Source organism: Shewanella sp. 10N.286.52.C2 (assembly GCF_002874545.1).
Lineage (GTDB): Bacteria > Pseudomonadota > Gammaproteobacteria > Enterobacterales > Shewanellaceae > Shewanella.
Genome location: NZ_MCTV01000001.1, coordinates 14,100 through 31,802, shown reverse-complemented (window position 1 = coordinate 31,802; position 17,703 = coordinate 14,100). Strand labels below are relative to the sequence as shown.

The 17,703-nt window shown below is 42.7% G+C and carries 16 protein-coding genes; 7 read left to right on the top strand and 9 right to left on the bottom strand.

Translation table 11 applies throughout. The features are described 5' to 3' along the window. Nucleotides 1-355 precede the first annotated feature (355 nt). On the top strand, nucleotides 356-949 hold the full coding sequence (locus tag BCU94_RS00125; RefSeq protein WP_102438516.1) for a hypothetical protein: 594 nt from the start codon (nucleotides 356-358) through the stop codon (nucleotides 947-949). A 65-nt stretch (nucleotides 950-1,014) separates the two neighbouring features. On the opposite strand, the gene BCU94_RS00120 is transcribed toward BCU94_RS00125, so the two are convergent. Continuing rightward, entirely contained in the window at nucleotides 1,015-1,479 is a 465-nt protein-coding gene (locus BCU94_RS00120; RefSeq protein ID WP_076539695.1) for a DUF1456 family protein, read from the bottom strand. Between the two features lie 257 nt (nucleotides 1,480-1,736). Further along, complete coding sequence (locus tag BCU94_RS00115; protein WP_102475318.1) at nucleotides 1,737-2,996, bottom strand: divalent metal cation transporter; 1,260 nt, start codon at nucleotides 2,994-2,996, stop codon at nucleotides 1,737-1,739. Between the two features lie 319 nt (nucleotides 2,997-3,315). On the opposite strand from BCU94_RS00115, the gene BCU94_RS00110 reads away from it, so the two are divergent. Together BCU94_RS00110 and BCU94_RS00105 are read left to right on the top strand one after the other, a co-directional pair. Then, the gene (locus BCU94_RS00110; RefSeq protein ID WP_102475317.1) at nucleotides 3,316-5,922 is read left to right on the top strand and encodes a TonB-dependent receptor; all 2,607 of its coding nucleotides are present in this window, start codon (nucleotides 3,316-3,318) and stop codon (nucleotides 5,920-5,922) included. Between the two features lie 95 nt (nucleotides 5,923-6,017). Continuing rightward, complete coding sequence (locus BCU94_RS00105) at nucleotides 6,018-6,656, top strand: glutathione S-transferase family protein (protein WP_102438506.1); 639 nt, start codon at nucleotides 6,018-6,020, stop codon at nucleotides 6,654-6,656. Between the two features lie 132 nt (nucleotides 6,657-6,788). On the opposite strand, the gene BCU94_RS00100 is transcribed toward BCU94_RS00105, so the two are convergent. The 4 genes from BCU94_RS00100 to BCU94_RS00085 form a co-directional block, all read right to left on the bottom strand. After that, nucleotides 6,789-7,289: a DUF4447 family protein gene (locus BCU94_RS00100; RefSeq protein WP_102438504.1), complete on the bottom strand. Its 501-nt coding sequence runs from the start codon at nucleotides 7,287-7,289 to the stop codon at nucleotides 6,789-6,791. A gap of 78 nt (nucleotides 7,290-7,367) precedes the next feature. Next, a complete protein-coding gene (locus BCU94_RS00095; RefSeq protein ID WP_076539686.1) occupies nucleotides 7,368-7,772 on the bottom strand; it encodes an SMI1/KNR4 family protein in 405 nt (134 codons plus the stop codon). 175 nt (nucleotides 7,773-7,947) lie between these two features. Further along, nucleotides 7,948-8,715, bottom strand: coding sequence for a RelA/SpoT domain-containing protein (locus tag BCU94_RS00090; protein WP_102475316.1), 768 nt, complete (start codon nucleotides 8,713-8,715; stop codon nucleotides 7,948-7,950). Between the two features lie 273 nt (nucleotides 8,716-8,988). After that, nucleotides 8,989-11,079, bottom strand: coding sequence for a M13-type metalloendopeptidase (locus BCU94_RS00085; protein WP_102475315.1), 2,091 nt, complete (start codon nucleotides 11,077-11,079; stop codon nucleotides 8,989-8,991). Nucleotides 11,080-11,363: 284 nt separating this feature from the next. Between BCU94_RS00085 and rsuA the strand changes: the two genes are divergently transcribed. Next, the gene (rsuA, locus tag BCU94_RS00080) at nucleotides 11,364-12,053 is read left to right on the top strand and encodes a 16S rRNA pseudouridine(516) synthase RsuA (RefSeq protein ID WP_102438498.1); all 690 of its coding nucleotides are present in this window, start codon (nucleotides 11,364-11,366) and stop codon (nucleotides 12,051-12,053) included. Between the two features lie 89 nt (nucleotides 12,054-12,142). Here the strand turns inward: rsuA and argR are convergent, their stop codons facing one another. Beyond that, nucleotides 12,143-12,613 (bottom strand): transcriptional regulator ArgR, encoded by a 471-nt coding sequence (argR, locus tag BCU94_RS00075; RefSeq protein ID WP_076539676.1) that lies wholly within the window; start codon nucleotides 12,611-12,613, stop codon nucleotides 12,143-12,145. A 305-nt stretch (nucleotides 12,614-12,918) separates the two neighbouring features. Between argR and mdh the strand changes: the two genes are divergently transcribed. Then, the gene (gene mdh / locus BCU94_RS00070; protein ID WP_102438496.1) at nucleotides 12,919-13,854 is read left to right on the top strand and encodes a malate dehydrogenase; all 936 of its coding nucleotides are present in this window, start codon (nucleotides 12,919-12,921) and stop codon (nucleotides 13,852-13,854) included. A gap of 117 nt (nucleotides 13,855-13,971) precedes the next feature. Here mdh and BCU94_RS00065 read toward each other — a convergent pair whose 3' ends face one another. Both BCU94_RS00065 and BCU94_RS00060 read right to left on the bottom strand, forming a co-directional pair. Further along, on the bottom strand, nucleotides 13,972-14,871 hold the full coding sequence (locus BCU94_RS00065) for an SDR family NAD(P)-dependent oxidoreductase (protein WP_102475314.1): 900 nt from the start codon (nucleotides 14,869-14,871) through the stop codon (nucleotides 13,972-13,974). A 56-nt stretch (nucleotides 14,872-14,927) separates the two neighbouring features. Further along, on the bottom strand, nucleotides 14,928-15,317 hold the full coding sequence (locus BCU94_RS00060) for a DUF393 domain-containing protein (RefSeq protein ID WP_102438492.1): 390 nt from the start codon (nucleotides 15,315-15,317) through the stop codon (nucleotides 14,928-14,930). Between the two features lie 170 nt (nucleotides 15,318-15,487). On the opposite strand from BCU94_RS00060, the gene BCU94_RS00055 reads away from it, so the two are divergent. Continuing rightward, a complete protein-coding gene (locus tag BCU94_RS00055) occupies nucleotides 15,488-16,573 on the top strand; it encodes an efflux RND transporter periplasmic adaptor subunit (protein ID WP_102475313.1) in 1,086 nt (361 codons plus the stop codon). Nucleotide 16,574: 1 nt separating this feature from the next. After that, on the top strand, nucleotides 16,575-17,675 hold the full coding sequence (locus BCU94_RS00050; RefSeq protein WP_241904938.1) for an efflux RND transporter periplasmic adaptor subunit: 1,101 nt from the start codon (nucleotides 16,575-16,577) through the stop codon (nucleotides 17,673-17,675). Nucleotides 17,676-17,703: the final 28 nt, after the last annotated feature.

Below are 17,703 nucleotides of genomic sequence, written 5' to 3'. Positions count from 1 at the left end.
TATTGTCAGTGACGTATTGCAGTTATTTTTATCTACAGTTAGTTAATTTTTATCTCAAAGATAGAATTTTGTTGTTAATCGTAGACGTATCTTGTTATCGGTGCAGGTTATCACATCTTGATTTTATTGTGGTCTGTTAAGTGAGCCTAATCACAGATTTTTATTGATGTTTTTTTAGGCATTGGCTATTTACCTTTATGGTAAAGGCTTAAAAGTCATGTGGATGTATTTACTGAGGTTTTAGATAATCCACACAATCAGCTGTGATTTTGACAAAGTTGGTTACATTTTTAGCGGCGTAATTTAGCGCGGTTCTGCCATGATGATTTTAAGGTGTTTTACATATCGGGGTGTTATGGCAGTTCCTTTTATCTTGTTAGGCAGCGCAGCAATCACAGCAATGCTGGTGGCTGACGAGCACAAAAAGCGTCAATTGCTCCATAGACAACGCTATTTAGGTCGTGCGCCAGCGGTGCCTGATGACAACAATTTCAGCCCATTACTGCCAAGTATATTGCATCATAATAAGGTCAAGGTAAGCCCAGAGCCTGGGGCCATCGTGTGCTGTTTTGTATTTGGGGTCATTGAACATACAGGCGTGTGGCTTGGGGATAATAGCTTGGTGGAGTTACATGGCAGTGGCTTAATTAGGCCTATTTCGTCGGCGCGCTTTTTAAAAAGCCGCAGTGGCAGCCGGATTTTTCAAGCTTGTAATCATCTTCATCAACCCCTTGTAGCTCCTGAGGCGCTAGAAAGGGCGCAGCAATCATTATTTCAATATCGTGAGTATGAGCTATTCAATAATAACTGTCATCGGTTTGTGTGGTCTTGCATTAGCGGTCAAGAGGTGGCGATTTCAAATTTTGACAAACTTAATCAACGCTTAGCCCAGCATTTTAAACAAGCCATTTATTGGGATGAGCTGGCATCGCCAGATAGGCCTTATTGATACAAATAAAAATGCACAGCCTAAGCTGTGCATTAAATAAGGAAGCTTAAACGCTAAGGAAAATATTACATTCCGCGATGTTTAAGTGATAAACCTTTAAGGAAGTTACGTAAAATCTGATCGCCACAGGTTTTGTAGTTTTTATGGCTAGGATTACGGAATAACGCGCCTAATTCAGACTTACCAATAGCCAAGTCAGCAGAACCAATCAGCTCAATAATGTCATCTTCACGAAGTTCTAATGCGATACGTAATTTCTTGAAAATTAAGTTGTTGGTTAGATCTTTTAGCGGTGCAGGTACTTCACTACCTTCACGTAAACCACGTTTTTCGATGATAAAGCCATCTAAAAACTGACACATTAATTTGTCATTACAAGCTTTATAACCTTCTTCCTCTTCTTTCTTTAATAAGCTAATGATTTCGTCATTGCTGACTTCAACATTTGCTTGAGCGAAGATTTTAGTCATTTTGGCATTTGAGTAATCAAATACAAAACGAAGGCGGCGAAGGATGTCATTGTTAATCATAAAGGTCTCTGGGCGCGGCTGCGCTGGTAAAGTAAGTGCTTATGTTTAAAGTTACCTGAACGATATTACTATCACATCGCTTTAGGCTTAAAACACATTGAACAGTGATTATACCTGAGTTGAGGGCATTAGGTCAGATTATCTACCCACAGATCCGCTCTCTCATAATTATGATGCGGATATGCCAGTTCATGCTATGGCTTATTGTGACTGACTTATTGACATTGTAACTGGTTAAATTTGCTTTTAAAAAGCGATTATAGAATTAATTTCCAGTAAATAAATACAGCTGAGAAACCGACTAAATAGGTTAAACCAAACCAAGATAATATTTTCATTTTCAAACCATATCGATGTTCTTCAGGTAATGAATTACTGGTCATCAAGCGATAATTAAGCCAAGCAAAAATAACCGTGGTCATAAATGCTAGGGTCATAACAAACTCAAGCAGTGGTAATAGGGCGCCTTTAAAGAACCAAATTAAAGCCATTGCGAAGGCGGAAACCAGCAACATAACTCGGGTTAATCGTGCCGAGCAGTCTGGTTTATGGGTTAAAAGCTGCCAGCCAATATCTAAGGTTCTACTGTAACCATCAATCACGGTTACTGTGGTACTGAAAATACATAAAAAAGCGACAAGGGCAATCAAATAACGACTTTCTTGGCCCATAACATCGCTGTATAAATCGATCAGCTGGCTGGCAAATTTAGCCCCAGAGCTGGCAAATTGCTCACCACTACCATGCATAACCAGTGCCCCTAGGGCGAGAAACACAATCGCTAAAATAGCGGTGACAATAAAGCCTAAGTTAAAGTCAAAGATGGCTTGCTTACTGGTGACGGTTTGTGTTTTTTGCTTTTCCAATAGCCATAAAGAGTTCCAGGCACTGACTTCAATTGGCGCTGGCATCCAGCCCATCATTGCCACTAAGAAACCCACATAAGCCCATTGCCAAGGTGATTCACTGGGCACAGTTGCAACCGTTCCTGCTGAGTGATTAAAAGCTAATGTCACAGCGATTAGCGTGGTTAATGTCAGGGCTAGCATGATGACTTTAGTCAGTTTATCGAGTAACTGATAATGACCGAGGATCAATAATGCCAGCGAGCTGACTAAGACCAAAAAAGCCAGTATATCAATGGGCAGCGGCACAAACTGGGTTAGCATGGCTGCGGTTAACATACACACACCGGCAGTGCTGGCAATGGCAGCAATGGTATTTAAACAGGTAAACATCAGCAGGTAGCCACGACCTTGCTTTAAATAGCCATGGAGTAAGCTTTCGTTGGTGGCAGCGGTATAGCGAGCACCCGCAGCAAAGAAAGGGTACTTAAGAATATTGACTGCGAGAACAACCCAAGCTAATTGCCAACCAAACTCGGCGCCAGCACGGGTTGATGCCACCAAATGAGAGGCGCCAATGGCCGCTGCAGCCATTAAAATCCCCGGCCCTAGGCTGGCAAAGAGGGTGGCAAATCGGCTAGAGCGGCTTGTTGCTGGCTGAGCTGTTGTCATTATTTGTCTCGTTATTCTTCACGTCATGGGGCAGGCATGAAATAGCTGCTTATTACACTATCTTATTGTTTAAATTGATAATGACTATGTCACACTTTATCAATAGTTGAATATAGCAAATTAATGGCTTACTGGTACGATTTGTTACATTTGCCTAAAAATCAATCGTTGACATCCTGTGGAAATTACTTAGGTTAGTGTATTGCGAAGTACTAATGTACTGCGCGGTATTAGAAACTCAATCGAAAGAGTTCAGCTAAACCAGACTTAAAAATGATGTTGAGTCTAAACAAGTTAATATTTTAAATTAGGGATAATTATGTCACGACCTCAATTCTGGCGGAGCGCTTGCGCTACTGCCGTATCACTTATGCTCACCCCAACGCTTTTAACCCAGACCGCTTTTGCTGCCGAACCCGAAGTCGAACGCATTGAAGTTACTGGTACTCATATTAAACGGACCGATCTCGAAGGGGCTTCACCAATGACGGTGTTAAGCGCTGAAGATATTGCCCGTTCTGGCGCTCAAGATATTTCACAACTGCTCAGTAAACTGCCTGTATCGGGTAGTGGTACTTTTTCTACCCAAGGTAACAATTCAGATGACACTGCTAATGGTGGCGCAGCTGTGTCACTTCGTGGTCTTGGCGCTGATGCCACCTTGGTGTTATTAAACGGTCGCCGTATTGCGGTATCGTCGTTTGCAAAATCAATTGATACTGCCTTTGTTGATATAAATTCAATTCCGATTTCTGCAGTTAAGCGAATTGATATCGTTAAAGACGGCGCTTCTGCAACCTATGGTTCAGATGCGATTGCTGGTGTGATAAACATCATCATGAAAAAAGATTTCGAAGGCTTTGAGGTTAACGGCAAGATTGCTGAAACCGTTGAAGATGGCGGTGGTCAGCAAGCTGGCTCTATTTTGTGGGGCACGGAAGCGGCGAATGGAAAGTCTCATACCACAGTAATTTTTGATTATTTTAAAGAGCGTGAAACCTTATTTGCCGATCGTGATTATTCACGTTCAGCAGATCAAACTGCAAATGGCGGTAGCGACTTTAGATCGTCTGCGGGTAACCCTGGTTCATACATTCCTGCAACCATTGGTATGGATGGCTCAATTACCCCTAAATCAGACTTGTTTGGCTGGACCCCTGATGTTAATTGTCCCGCTGATAGTGTTAAAGGCAGTTACTGCCGCTATGATTACGCGCCAGAAATGACCTCAGTGCCAGAGTCGAGCCGCATGGGCTTATCAGTATTTCAAAACTATGAATTTAATGATGATTTAAGTCTATTTGCTGAGCTTATGTATCAGCATAATGAAAGTGTGATTAAAGGCGCTGCCAGCCCATCTTTTGGTGAGTTTTACATGCTCAACGATAACCCACTGTTTGCTAGTGGCGCAGCTATTAATCCGTTTCCTGGTGAAGACTTGACCATGCGTCGGCGTTTAACTGAAACTGGGCCGCGACAAAAATCATCAGAATCAGATAGCGCCCGTGTGGTGTTAGGCTTAAATGGTATGTTGTCTGACTGGGAATGGGAATTAGCTTACACCTATTCTTATAACCGTAACCTTGAATTTGGTGAGCAAGGCTTTGTGTGGACGCCACGTTTACAAGAGGCCATAAACTCAGGCGCGTTTAACCCGTTAGCGACGACCCAGCAAGGCACTGTGATTGACGATATCAGTGTTAATACCACCCGAAGTGGTAAATCAACCACCAATGCTTTCGACGGTAAAATCAGTGGCGACTTAATGGATATGCCTGCGGGCAGTTTAGCCATGGCGGTCGGTTTTGAGTACCGTGAAGAGTCATTGTCAGATAATCCTGATGAGCTGTTTAAGCGTGGTGAAATTTTTGGTACTGAAGCCACAGAAGCTGCAGGTGAACGCGATCAAACTTCATTATTTATTGAGTTAGCGGTACCGATTTTTGAGCGTTTAGAAGCGCAATTAGCGCTGCGTTATGAAGATTACAGCGACTTTGGTGATACCACTAACCCTAAAATAGCACTGCGTTATACCCCGCTTGATAACCTCACATTGCGCGCCAGTTGGGGCGAAGCGTTTAGAGCGCCATCACTGGTGCAATTAGGTTTAGGTCCTTCTCAGGAGTCACCTGGTTTAGTGGATACCACACGTTGTCCATTAACGGGCTTAGAAGAAGATTGTACTGCCCAAGAGCGTACGGTGATATTTTCTGGTAACCCTAATTTACAACCTGAAGAGTCGACCTCATATAACGTGGGCGGTGTTTGGGAAATCACTGATGGTTTAAGTGTCGGGGTGGATTACTGGAATTACGATCAAGATGGTTTGATCACCTCTGATACCCAATACTTAGTCGATACCCAAGGTGATAATGCCAATGTGGTTAAGCGTGAACCTTCATCGACTAATGTTCCCGGGCGCATTATTGAAATTTATGACCAATTTGGCAACTTAGGTAGTCAATCTACAGACGGTGTCGATTTTGATGTCAAATATGTATTGAATACCGACTCTGCTGGTGAGTTTGGCTTTAGCTATAACCTGACTTGGGTCAATAGCTTTGATCAAGTACGTGAAGACGGTTCAACGCGTGAGTTAGCTGGCGAGTACCAACATCCCGAATATCGCTGGATTGGTGGTATGGATTGGGGTTATACCGACTGGCAAACCAGCGCACGCTTAAACTACATTGGTGAATACACTGATAATGTTGATGCAGGCGCCACAGGTCAAATTGATTCAATGCTTACTTTGGATTTAAATGTCACTTATATTGGCTTTGACCATTGGTCACTGACTGTGGGTGCTAATAACGTGTTTAATGAAGAACCACCATTTAGTGCTGCTGACTTCATGGGTTACGATCAAGCAACTCATTCAGCCATCGGCGCCTTATGGTACGGTAAAGTTAGCTACCAGTTTTAATTAAACTAGGCTAATGTTTACAGCATGAATACCAAGCGGCGCAAGCCGCTTTTTTATGGCAGTTATTAGCTTACTTTATCAAACAGGGACAGATTATGATTACTTTGTATGGCACGCCCCAAAGTCGCGCATTACGCGTGTCTTGGCTATTAGAAGAGCTAGGCATTGAGTGGCAGTTTTCCTTTGTGGATTTTTCAAAAGGAGATAACCGCGCTGAAGCCTATTTGGCCTTAAACCCCAGTGGTAAAATGCCCGTGATTACGGATGGTGAGCTGGTGTTAACTGAGTCAGCCGCTATTTTACAATATTTGGCTGAAAAGTACGGTAATGGCCGATTTTTACCTATGCCTGGCAGCGCAGCGTCAGCAAAACATCATCAATGGGTCAGTTTTATTATTTGTGAATTAGAGCAGCCTTTATGGAGTATGGGTAAGCACCGCTTTGCTTTACCAGATGAGCAGCGTTTAGATGCCATGTTGCCAGTGGCAAAGTTTGAGTTTAATCGTGCTGCGGCTATTGCTGAATTATGGGTACCAGAATCAGGCTATCTTTGTGGCAGCGAGTTAACCATTGCTGATATTTTATTGGCGCAAACGTTATTGTGGGCCACTATGTTTGAGCAAACCATTCCGCCTAAACTCACCGCTTATCGTGACCGTTTACAACAAAGCCCGAGCTTAGCGGCAGCACTTAAAAAGTCAGCAGCGGCCAAAGCGGCGGCCCAAAGTGAGTAACACTTGATCGCATTGATTGAGTGAGTGTGATGTCACTATCGCTACACCGATAAAACTGACACTAAAAGTCAGCAATAAAAAGGGAAGCCAGAGGCTTCCCATTTTAATGTCATAAAGTGCTCGCTTAAGGGCTTACAGCTGAGCTGCAGCCCATTTTGCGCGGCTCTCACGGCTTTCACTCATGCCCTTGTCAGCACGGAATGATTTGTAGCTTTCCACTTCTAAGGCCACTAAGCTGACTTCAACATCAAGTACGATTTGGCATTCTTTTTTGATGCGCCACGCCGCAGTATTATAAAGCTCAGTGTAAGGCAGTGAGCTTAAAAACTCAGGATTGTACTGAGTGTAAATAGCTTGAGTTGGGTAAACCACAAAGGCTAAACGGCGCTTAGGTTCAGTTTTAAATAACGCTTCGATACCGTCAGTGGTGTTAAGCACTTGCATCTCAATGGTGTCTTCAATTTCAAGCAATTTCTTTTGTGCAACCACAGGCGCTTCAGTTTCACCTGCTTCCCAAGCAATCACCGCTTCAGGAGTGGTTTTAGTTAACTCAGCAATTTGCTCAACCGTTAACCCTAAAGATAACCGTAAACACTGCATTTCAATTGCGTTTAAGTTGTTTGATTTAGCCATGATGTTTCCTAATTTTCTAATACTGTAACGGTATGGGTTTACTGTGTACGTTGATGATGTTAGCTGGTCAAACTTAGGCTATTTTCGTTTCAGCCAAATGTCTTGGATCCAGTCCCACAATGATTCCCACATAATGTCGACCATGCGACCTTTATAGAAGTGACGCACATTGCCTTCTTGGTCGATACAATAAAAGTTATCGCCTTGCTGGCAGATAGCAATATATTCTCTTGGCATGCCGATAGACCAGGCATAGCTGGTCACTTCAGGTAAATAAGTGTGTGAATAGGGATCTGATGCCGTGACCATTTCAATGGAGCCATAAATGACATCACTGGCAAATAATAAGTATTCTTTTAAATCATTTGGCAGTGAAATTAAAATTTGTTCTTCCACTTCTACCAGTTGCTCGAATGTCGGTAATTCGAGTGGTACTGGTACCGTTTCACTCAAGTCTTGTAGCATTTCAATGATGTCATTCATCAGTGTATCCAGTCATCGGGCAATAATGGCGGGAGTATAGCCTGAATGGCGCTTTTAACCAATTCAGATTTTATTTTAGGCAAAAAAAAGCACCTTTTAAAAAGGTGCCAAGGGGAGGTAAATAACAAGGGGTACAGGGGCGAACGTTAAACGAGTTAGTGCTTTATTTGAGAGTTTATGCCGCTTGCAGTTCTGCCAAACTCTGACGTTTATAGCTTAACCACGCTTTGTGATACAGCTTGTGTGAAGTTTGACGCAGTTTCACAATTTGCATTAATTCAAGCTCACTGACGGGTCTATGTTGGCGTTGAGCTTGTAATTCGATGTGTTGAATTTGCTCGTAGACATGGTGCTCTGGGCCGCTTTTAATTTCAGCAATCTTATTAAGGTGTAATTGCACTTCAGCAACCATTTGGCTTTGAGGCAGTTTAACCAGCAGGTTTAAATCACGGTAACCAGATGCTTTAGGAGTGGCAAAGCGGTTCTTAACTTGTACGACTTCAGCGTGTGCGACAATGGCTTTATAAGCGCTCATCATGCTGGCAACATCATTAGTAACAATGGTTGCTCTGGCAATATCGGTGAGGTAGCTGGCATCACCGTCAAATTTAAGGGCGATTTTTTGCTGGGCTCTTTGGTAGCTTTTTATTTTAGGAATAATCGTGTAAGCCTGATTTTGCTGGCTAATTTTAGTCACTAAATTGCTTAGCTCCGATTGTGCCTCAGGGGCACGCTCAAACAAGGCATCTAAATCATGGCTAAATTGCTGCGGCGCCGCCCCGAGAGTATTTTGTAACGCTAATAGGCTGTCGAGATCGTTACTCACAATTTGCCTAAAGTCGTAAGTGGGCTTTACGGGTTTGGTGTCCACCGTTACGGCAATGGCATTGCGGCTTGTCAGCAACAATAAAAAGATAATAAAGGTTCTAAAAATTCGACTCATTGAGTATTCACCTTAGTTCAATATCTGCGTGAAATTGATGGGGCTAGATTAGCTTTAATTAGCTGAATAACACCTGAATACCATGTCGGTTTATGGTGTGGTTAAAAGCAATGTCTTAACGCTGCGCTCAAGAGGCAATGGATTAGGAATAGGTAGATTTTGCGGGCTAATGCTTTTAAGGCGCACAGTTGTACTTTATGTCGCCAAATAATAAGGGCATCAAATGATGCCCTTATTGATTTTTTACTCAAGCTAATGACTTTAAGTTAATGATTACCAGATTTTTACTCGCTCATCAGCGGCGATAAACATCTTGTCACCTTCTTTTACGCCATAAGTCTGGTAAAACTCAGGCATATTAGACAGTGCGCCTAATGCACGGAAGTGACCTGGTGAATGCGGATCAGTAGCAACGCGGTTACGCAATGCTTCTTCTTTCATTTTTACTCGCCAAATTTGGCTAAAGCCCATAAAGAAGCGCTCATCACCCGTTAAGCCGTCAATGACCGGTGCTTCTTCACCGTTCAATGACATTTTGTAGGCTTTATAAGCGATGGTTACACCAGATAAGTCACCGATGTTCTCACCTAAAGTTAGCTCACCATTAACGTGTAAATCATCAAATACTTGATAACCATTGTACTGAGTTATTAATGCTTTACCCTTAGCGGTAAAGGCTTTTAAATCAGCTTCAGTCCACCAATCACGCATGTTACCTTCGCCATCAAATTTAGCGCCTTGATCATCAAACCCGTGGCCCATTTCGTGGCCAATGACTGCACCAATGCCGCCGTAGTTTACCGCGTCATCAGCTTCAAGGTTGAAAAATGGTGGCTGTAAAATAGCTGCAGGGAAGACAATCTCGTTCATGGTTGGATTGTAATAAGCATTAACGGTTTGCGGCGTCATGTGCCACTCGCCTTTATCAATTGGCTGACCAAGTTTTGCGATATCTTTGTTATGAGAAACAACCGCAGAACGTTTAATGTTGCCGTGTAAATCATCGGCTGCAATAGTGAGTTTGCTGTAGTCTTCCCACTTATCAGGGTAACCAATTTTAGGATTGAATTTAGCCAGCTTATCTTTAGCTGCAACTTTAGTGTCTTCGCTCATCCAATCCAATGATTCGATGCTAGTGCCGTAAGCGCCACGTAAATTTTCAACCAATTGGCTCATACGGGTTTTTGCTTCTGGTACAAAGTGACGTTTTACATACACTTTACCGACAACTTCACCCAAGGTGCCACTGACTGTGCTTACGCCGCGCTTCCAGCGAGGTTGTTGCTCTTCTTGGCCATTAAGTGTTTTTGAGAAAAACTCGAAGTTTTCATTATCAAGCGCTTCAGATAAGTGACTCGCATTATGAGTGAGTGCCATCCAGGTCATGTAGGTTTTCCAAGTATTAAGATCATTGTCTTTAATTACTTGGTTCATGCCTTCAATAAAGCTTGGTTGGTTAATGATGATGTCAGACTGCTTATCACCACCAAGGGCTGCTAAATAGCCATCCCAGTTAATGTCTGGTGCTAAGGTCGCTAAATCTTTAACTTGATAAAGATTATAAGTTTTAGTGCTGTCGCGGGTTTCAACTACATCCCAATGTTGCTCAGCGATAGCGGTTTCTAATGCTAAAACCGTTTGCGCTGCTTGCTTGCCATTTTCAAGGCCGGCAAGGTCAAACATCTTCTCGATATGCTCAAGGTATTTGCTACGAATATTAACGAAGCGCTCTTCTTCATTGAAGTAGTAATCTTTTTCAGGAAGGCTAAGACCATATTGCCAAATATGGGTGGCGTAACGGCTTGAATCTTTAGCATCAACATTGACATAAAACGCTAATGGTGTGCCGCCACCATTAACTTGGCTTTCGCCAAAATAGGCGGTTAATTCATTTTTATCTTTTAGCGCGGCAATTTGGGCAAATTCAGCTTGGATTGGGCTAATACCTAATTTATTTAAGGTTTCAACATCCATAAATGAACGGTAAAGATCGGCCACTTTTTGCTCATCAGTACCCATTTTAAGATCTGGGTTTGCACTGACATCTTCGATGATGGCTTTAACGTCGTCACGGGCATTTTCGCGCAAGTCGTAAAAGGCGCCGATATTGGTGCGGTCACCAGGGATTTCCGCGGTGTTTAACCAGCCGCCATTTACGTAGAGGTAAAAATCATCTTGTGGGCGAACTGACTTGTCCATATTGTCAAAGCTAATACCTGAGGTAAGGGCTTTTTCAACGGCAATTGCGGTTTCTGTTTTAGCGACTTCTGGTGCTGCGGATTCAGTGACTGCTTTATCTGAATTGCAGGCACTAAGGCCTGCGATAAGTGAGGCGCAAAGCCCACCGATAACTAGCTTTTTCATGTTGTTTCCCTATGCATTGAAGAGTGAAGCCTTTTTATCGGCCTTAATTTTGAGCTGTTTTTATTGTTCACTGCCTTAAGACAGTTTTATGTGACCAACATGTTAAGTCTTAACAGGGGCACTTAACAAGGGCTAAGGCTAGGCTTTTAGTGATAAATTGAGCATTTATTGACTGTGTTGTGTAACTAAAAATTACCAGAATGTTACAGTGGCCATTTATCGTTTTCTATTTGCTAGCCAACAGCTCATAATAGCGACCAATTAGTTTTCACTTGGTTTTATATATGCGTTTAGACAAATTTATCTGCGAGAGCACCGAGCTGACTCGTTCATTAGCAAAAAGAGTTATCAAGTCAGGTGAAGTGACCTGTAATGGTGACGTGGTTAAAGACGCGAGCTTTAAAGTGAAAGATGATACTGAAGTGTGTATCGAAGGTCGTCAAATTAAGATCGTGGGCGAGCGCTACATCATGATGCACAAGCCTGTTGATACCATTTGCTCAACCATTGATGAAGAATATCAATCGGTGTTGGGATTAATGGATATTGAAAAAGTCGATACCCTGCATATTGCTGGGCGTTTAGATGTGGACACCACAGGTTTGGTGCTGATCACCAGCGATGGCCAGTGGTCACATAAAATCACCTCACCTAAAAAAGATTGCGGTAAACGTTACCTTATCGAAGCTGCTGCATCACTTGATCCTGCATTGGTGGAAACCTTTGCCGAAGGGATCCAATTAAAAAGTGAAGACGGCTTAACTAAACCGGCGCTGCTAGAGATCATTGATGAATACCATGCCAGATTAACTATCAGCGAAGGTAAGTACCATCAAGTGAAGCGTATGTTTGCTGCTGTGGGGAATCGGGTGGTCAATTTACATCGTGAAGCTGTGGGTGAAATTGAACTTGATGCTGATTTAGAAGAAGGCGAATGGCGTTTTCTCACCGATGCTGAAATCGCCTCAATTTAACACTTACGCACTGTTAAAACCAAAAAAGCAGCCTAAGGCTGCTTTTTTAATGGCTCAATAAATCGTGAAGGTGTTATTTGCTAAGAGGGCTATTCACTATAGCCAAACAGTGATTTTACCGTTTCTAAGGTATCATCAATGGTTTTGATACTTGAAGGACAAATAAAGATAGTGTCATCACCAGCAATAGTCCCCAAAATCCCTTCAGGCTTACCTATCGAGTCTAATAATCGGGCAATAAGCTGCGCTGCGCCGGGGCTGGTTCTGACTACGATCATCGCTTGGTTATGATCCACATCCAATACCAAGTTTTTAACAGGGCTGCCTGCTGTTGGCACACCTAACTCAGCGGGTAAACAATATACCATTTCTTGCTTAGCATTACGGGTACGTACTGCACCAAACTTACTTAGCATACGGGAAACTTTTGACTGGTTAATATTGCCAAAACCTTCTGCTTGCAGTGCGATTACGATTTCACTTTGGCTACCAAAGCGCTCTTCCTTTAATATCGACTTAAACGTCTTTACGAGTTCATCCTGATTCTTAGTCGCTGGCATATTTTTTTCGTCTTATAGTAATTTTTAAAAAGAATAGATTTTATTCAAAAAAGTAGCTCATTCTGAATAGATAAACGCATCAAGTCAAGAAATAAGCTAAATTGGTGAATAAAAATTCATTTTAGCTATTACTGGCTAAATTAGTCATTATTTATATACATATCATAGAATAAGGAAATTAGTGTGATCTACTAAGGGATAATTGAAATCCTCGCTGTGATCCAGTAATGTGACGCCACAAGAAAACATGATCTGTGTCACAGACCAGACTGAAGTCAATCACTAGAACGTAATTGGAGATCATCATGAAAGTAGCTGTACTTGGTGCTGCTGGCGGTATCGGCCAGGCCTTAGCTTTACTATTAAAAACTCAACTTCCTGCAGGTTCAGAGTTGTCTTTATATGACATCGCTCCTGTTACTCCAGGTGTTGCAGTTGACTTAAGCCACATCCCTACAGATGTAAAAGTGGCTGGTTTTGCTGGTGAAGACCCAACTCCTGCGCTAGTTGGCGCTGATGTTGTTCTTATCTCTGCAGGTGTTGCGCGTAAGCCTGGTATGGATCGCTCAGATCTATTTAATATCAATGCGGGTATCGTAAGAAACCTTATTGAAAAAGTGGCGGCAACTTGCCCTAAAGCATTAATTGGCGTTATCACTAACCCAGTAAATACTACTGTTGCTATTGCGGCTGAAGTACTTAAAAAAGCAGGTGTTTACGATAAGAACCGTTTATTCGGTGTGACGACACTTGATGTTATCCGCTCTGAAACCTTCATCGCTGACCTTAAAGGGCTAAACGTTGCTGATGTAAACATCAACGTTATTGGTGGCCACAGTGGTGTGACTATTCTGCCACTTCTTTCACAAGTTGAAGGCGTAAGCTTTACTGATGAAGAAGTTGCAGCGCTAACAACACGTATCCAGAATGCGGGTACTGAAGTTGTTGAAGCTAAAGCGGGTGGCGGTAGTGCGACTCTGTCTATGGGTCAAGCGGCATGTCGCTTTGGCCTATCATTGGTTCGCGGCCTACAAGGCGAAGCTAACGTGGTTGAATGTGCTTATGTTGATGGCGGCAGTGAACATGCTGACTTCTTCGCACAACCTGTATTACTTGGTAAAAACGGCGTAGAAAAAGTATTACCATACGGCGATGTTAGCGCATTTGAAGCTAATGCCCGTGATGCAATGCTTGATACATTAAACGGCGACATCAAACTTGGTGTTGAGTTCGTTAAGTAAATTTAAGCTTATCAATTATTGATAACTTGATTTACCGATAAAAATGCGAAGCCTTTGGCTTCGCATTTTTGTTGCTGACAGGCTAAAGTTGCTGCAAGGGGAAAAGACCTAAGCCCTTTACCAACTAATCAGTTTTCCTTGCCAATCAATAAAGCTGGCTTGTCCATCGTAGTAAATTCGGACAATTTCAGCGTTGTCATCTTCACTACTTTCGCTTCCAGCTTCCTTAATTGCGTTATTGATATTCAGTAATTGCGACGCGACAAATTCAGCAGTAAATAATTTTTCAGCGGGCACTTTGGCCTGAAAAGGTTTGGATAATGGGGTGTCTGTGGTGCCGGGATGAAAAGCAATGAGCTTTACGTTTTTGGCACGCCGAGCATATTCAATCGCCGCGGTTTTAATTAGCATGTTTAGCGCAGCTTTTGAAGCGCGATAGCTATACCATCCTCCCAAGCGATTATCACTAATACTGCCTACTCGGGCGCTGAGCACATTAATAATACAGCCCTGTTTACCTGCAACCAGTTTGACTAAATGCTGTAGCCACAGCATAGGGGTAATGGTGTTTGACTCAAACAAAGCCTGCATTGCCTCAGGGTTAACATCTTCTAAGCGCTTTTCAGGGGCTATTGTTTTAAAGGGGAGAGTTTTAGAAACTGTGTTTTCTGAGGCGCTCCTTGTTGCTGCGCCAGTCATTTGATACTGATTGTGCAATCTGCCATTACAAATAAATACCCGAGTAATTTTACCTTTTAACGGCTGCAATTGCTGGCACAGTGTGGCAATGGCGTCTGCTGAATAATCGCAGCTAATATGTTGCTGAGTTATGGGGTTAGCACTTTCATTAGCCAATTTCGTCTCAGCAGTTGCAGATTGGCTGATACTGATGAGGTGCTTTATGTCAGTTGCCGTATCTTGCTTAATCAGTGCTGCAATAATGGCCTTTGCAATCCCAGAAGATGCACCAATGATTAACGCAACTGAGCCTGAATTTGCAGTGAATGATTGGCTCAAGTAAATCTCCTTGGGTTGATGGCTGATTGTAGCTATGGCTTTAAGCAGTTAACTCACTATTTGATGCTACAGCTACCATCTTCACAGCGCTGCTTACCGGTTAACAGGTAGGATAATTTGTAGCGGTGTTTTGCAAAACCAAGATAAGCCACATCGGCTAATGGTTTGATACAAGGTAAGCGCAATAACTGTACCCATTGATGTTTTCCTGTAAGTGCCCAAGCTTTTGCCGTCACATCCAGTCCCAGTAATATTTCGCCATGGTTGGTTTCTGCATGCAAAATTTTGTTGGCTTTTTCTAAGTCGATATGGGGATACTTTTCGGCAAAACCGTCTTGGTTTAAATCAGCCAGCTCAATTTTGTGCAAGCGGTCATGTTGCTTTAATTGTTGCATTTCATTGCTGCATAAGGGGCAGGCACTGTCGTAAAAAATCCGTAATTCCATCTCGATACCTCTATGGTTAATTACTAAGTTCTAAATTAACTCAATAAGTTACTACAATGAATAATACGTCAAATGTGCTTGTTTAGATCTTTGTTGCTGGCTTATAGTCGCTATTATTGTAAGTTTTTGAATGTTATTATCTAGTTAACTAAAATGTTTCGGAGCAAAAAATGAAGAAGCCCTGTAAACTTTCTTCTTTACTCGTGTTCTCCTTGGTGGCTTTAACCAGTCCCTTTCTCGCGTATTCTACTGCTGCTGAGCAGACTACAACAGCTGCATCATTTGACCCCAGGCCCGTTAAAGTCCTGCAAATTGATGTGGGCAGTGATTTTCGAGAACGATTTTTACCTGGTGAAGTAAAAGCCTCAGAAAAAGCCGCTTTATCTTTTAGGGTTGCTGGTGAAATTGCTGACATTTTTGTGCGCCCCGGCGATGCCGTGGAGCCCGGCCAAGTGCTTGCGCAACTTGATGGCGCTATTTATATACAGCAATTGGCTGTCGCTCAGGCGCAATTTGAATTAGCTAAAGTTCTGTTCGAGCGTAATGCATCTTTGGTTGAGCAAGGGGTGGTTTCGCGTAATGATTACGATCAAACCAAAAGCGATTACACCATTGCCCAAGCCGCATTAGACAAAGCCAAAGCAGATGTGACTTACACCAAATTATTGGCTCCTTACAAAGGCATCATTTCTAAACGCAGCAAGCGTGCTTTTGAATATGTTCAAGCCCAAGAAGAAGTGATGGGAATTCGGATCGAATCAGCCATTGATATTAGTTTTCAGTTACCTGAGCAGTTTATTGGTGCGATTCAAAAAGCCGGTTCAAGCTTTGATAAGATGCAAAACCTTGAGGTGAAGTTTGACAGTCGCGATCGTTGGTATGCTGCCAGTTTAAAAGAGCTCAATACCATTGCCGACTCAACCACAGGTAGTTACACCATCATTTTAACCCTGCCAATGCCTGAGCAACTTAATGTGCTACCGGGGATGTCGGCCCAAGTAAAAGTCAAACTGCCTGCCAGAACCGCTGATGCTCATCCTAAAATTCCTGCTGGTGCTGTGATTACTGAAAATGAAACTGACTTTGTTTTTATCTGGTCTCCAAAGGCGTTAACCCTTGAAAAAGTGCCCGTAAAATTAAAAGGCAATCGCTTAGTCTCTGGCCTTGAAGATGGTGACTGGTTAGTCGTAGCGGGGGCGTCTGAGCTTAAAGATGGCCAAGCAGCTGTGCAATGGATTAAAGAGCGAGGCTTATAATATGAACAGTAATTTAATCTATGGCTTGCTTAAAAGTGCTGGCCTACTCATGGCGGTTATAGCACTGAGTGGCTGTGAAAAAAGCCCCGATATTGAGCCTAATGTTACCAGAGTCACCACTTACACTTTACCAGTTGTCGATAACTCGGTGATCCGTGAGTTTAATGGTGTTGCTAGAGCGCAGGACTTAACCAATCTTTCTTTTCGTGTTGGCGGGCGTATTGCGCAAATTCCAGCGACTAAAGGCAAACAAGTTGAAAAGGGAGAGCTACTAGCGATATTAGAAAAAACTGACTTTGAGATTGCTTTAAGCGATCGAAGGGCACGTATGGAGGTTAATTTTAAACAATCTGAACGTGGTAAACAGTTGGTGGCTAAGCAGTTAATGGCGCAATCTGATTATGATCAAATGAATGCCCAGTACTTAGTAGCAAAAGCCGAGGCAAGGCAAGCAGAGCTTAATCTGCAATACACTGAGCTAAGAGCGCCCTTCTCAGGGGTGATCAGTGATGTATTTTTAGAGTCTTTTGAAAACGTGCAGCCGGGCGTGCCAGTGGTAAGTATTCAAAAGATTGAGCGCATCGAAGTGGATGTACAAATTCCTGATATGTTGATTGCGGTGTCAAAGAAGGCTAAGGACAGAAGCGTAGGCGCATTGCTAGAGGTCAGTTTTGAAGCCTTTCCTAATGCCACATTTGATGGCCATTTACTGGAAGTTAACACCGAAAAAGATCCCGCAACTTCAACCTATATAGCCACGATAGCAGTAGATTTAGACCCTAAATATAAAGTGCTTGAAGGTATGCCTGCCAAGGTGAAAGTTGACTTAAGCCACCTTACTTACACCTACAACCGACAGTTCTTGGTGCCTATCGAAGCGGTGATTATGCAAGATGGCAGTGACATTGAAATACAAGACAGTGGTGTTTGGCTGTTTGATAAATCTGATCAATCTATCCAGTATCAGCACGTGACTTTAGGTGTGATCGTCGGCGACAGAATTGAAGTTATCGATGGGCTAAAAGATGGCCAAGTGATTATTCAAACGGGCGCTTCACGTTTAGTGGCTGGTCAAAAAGTACAAGTAGTAGGGGGAGTGTAGGCTGATGATTGTATTGTTAATAAACCCA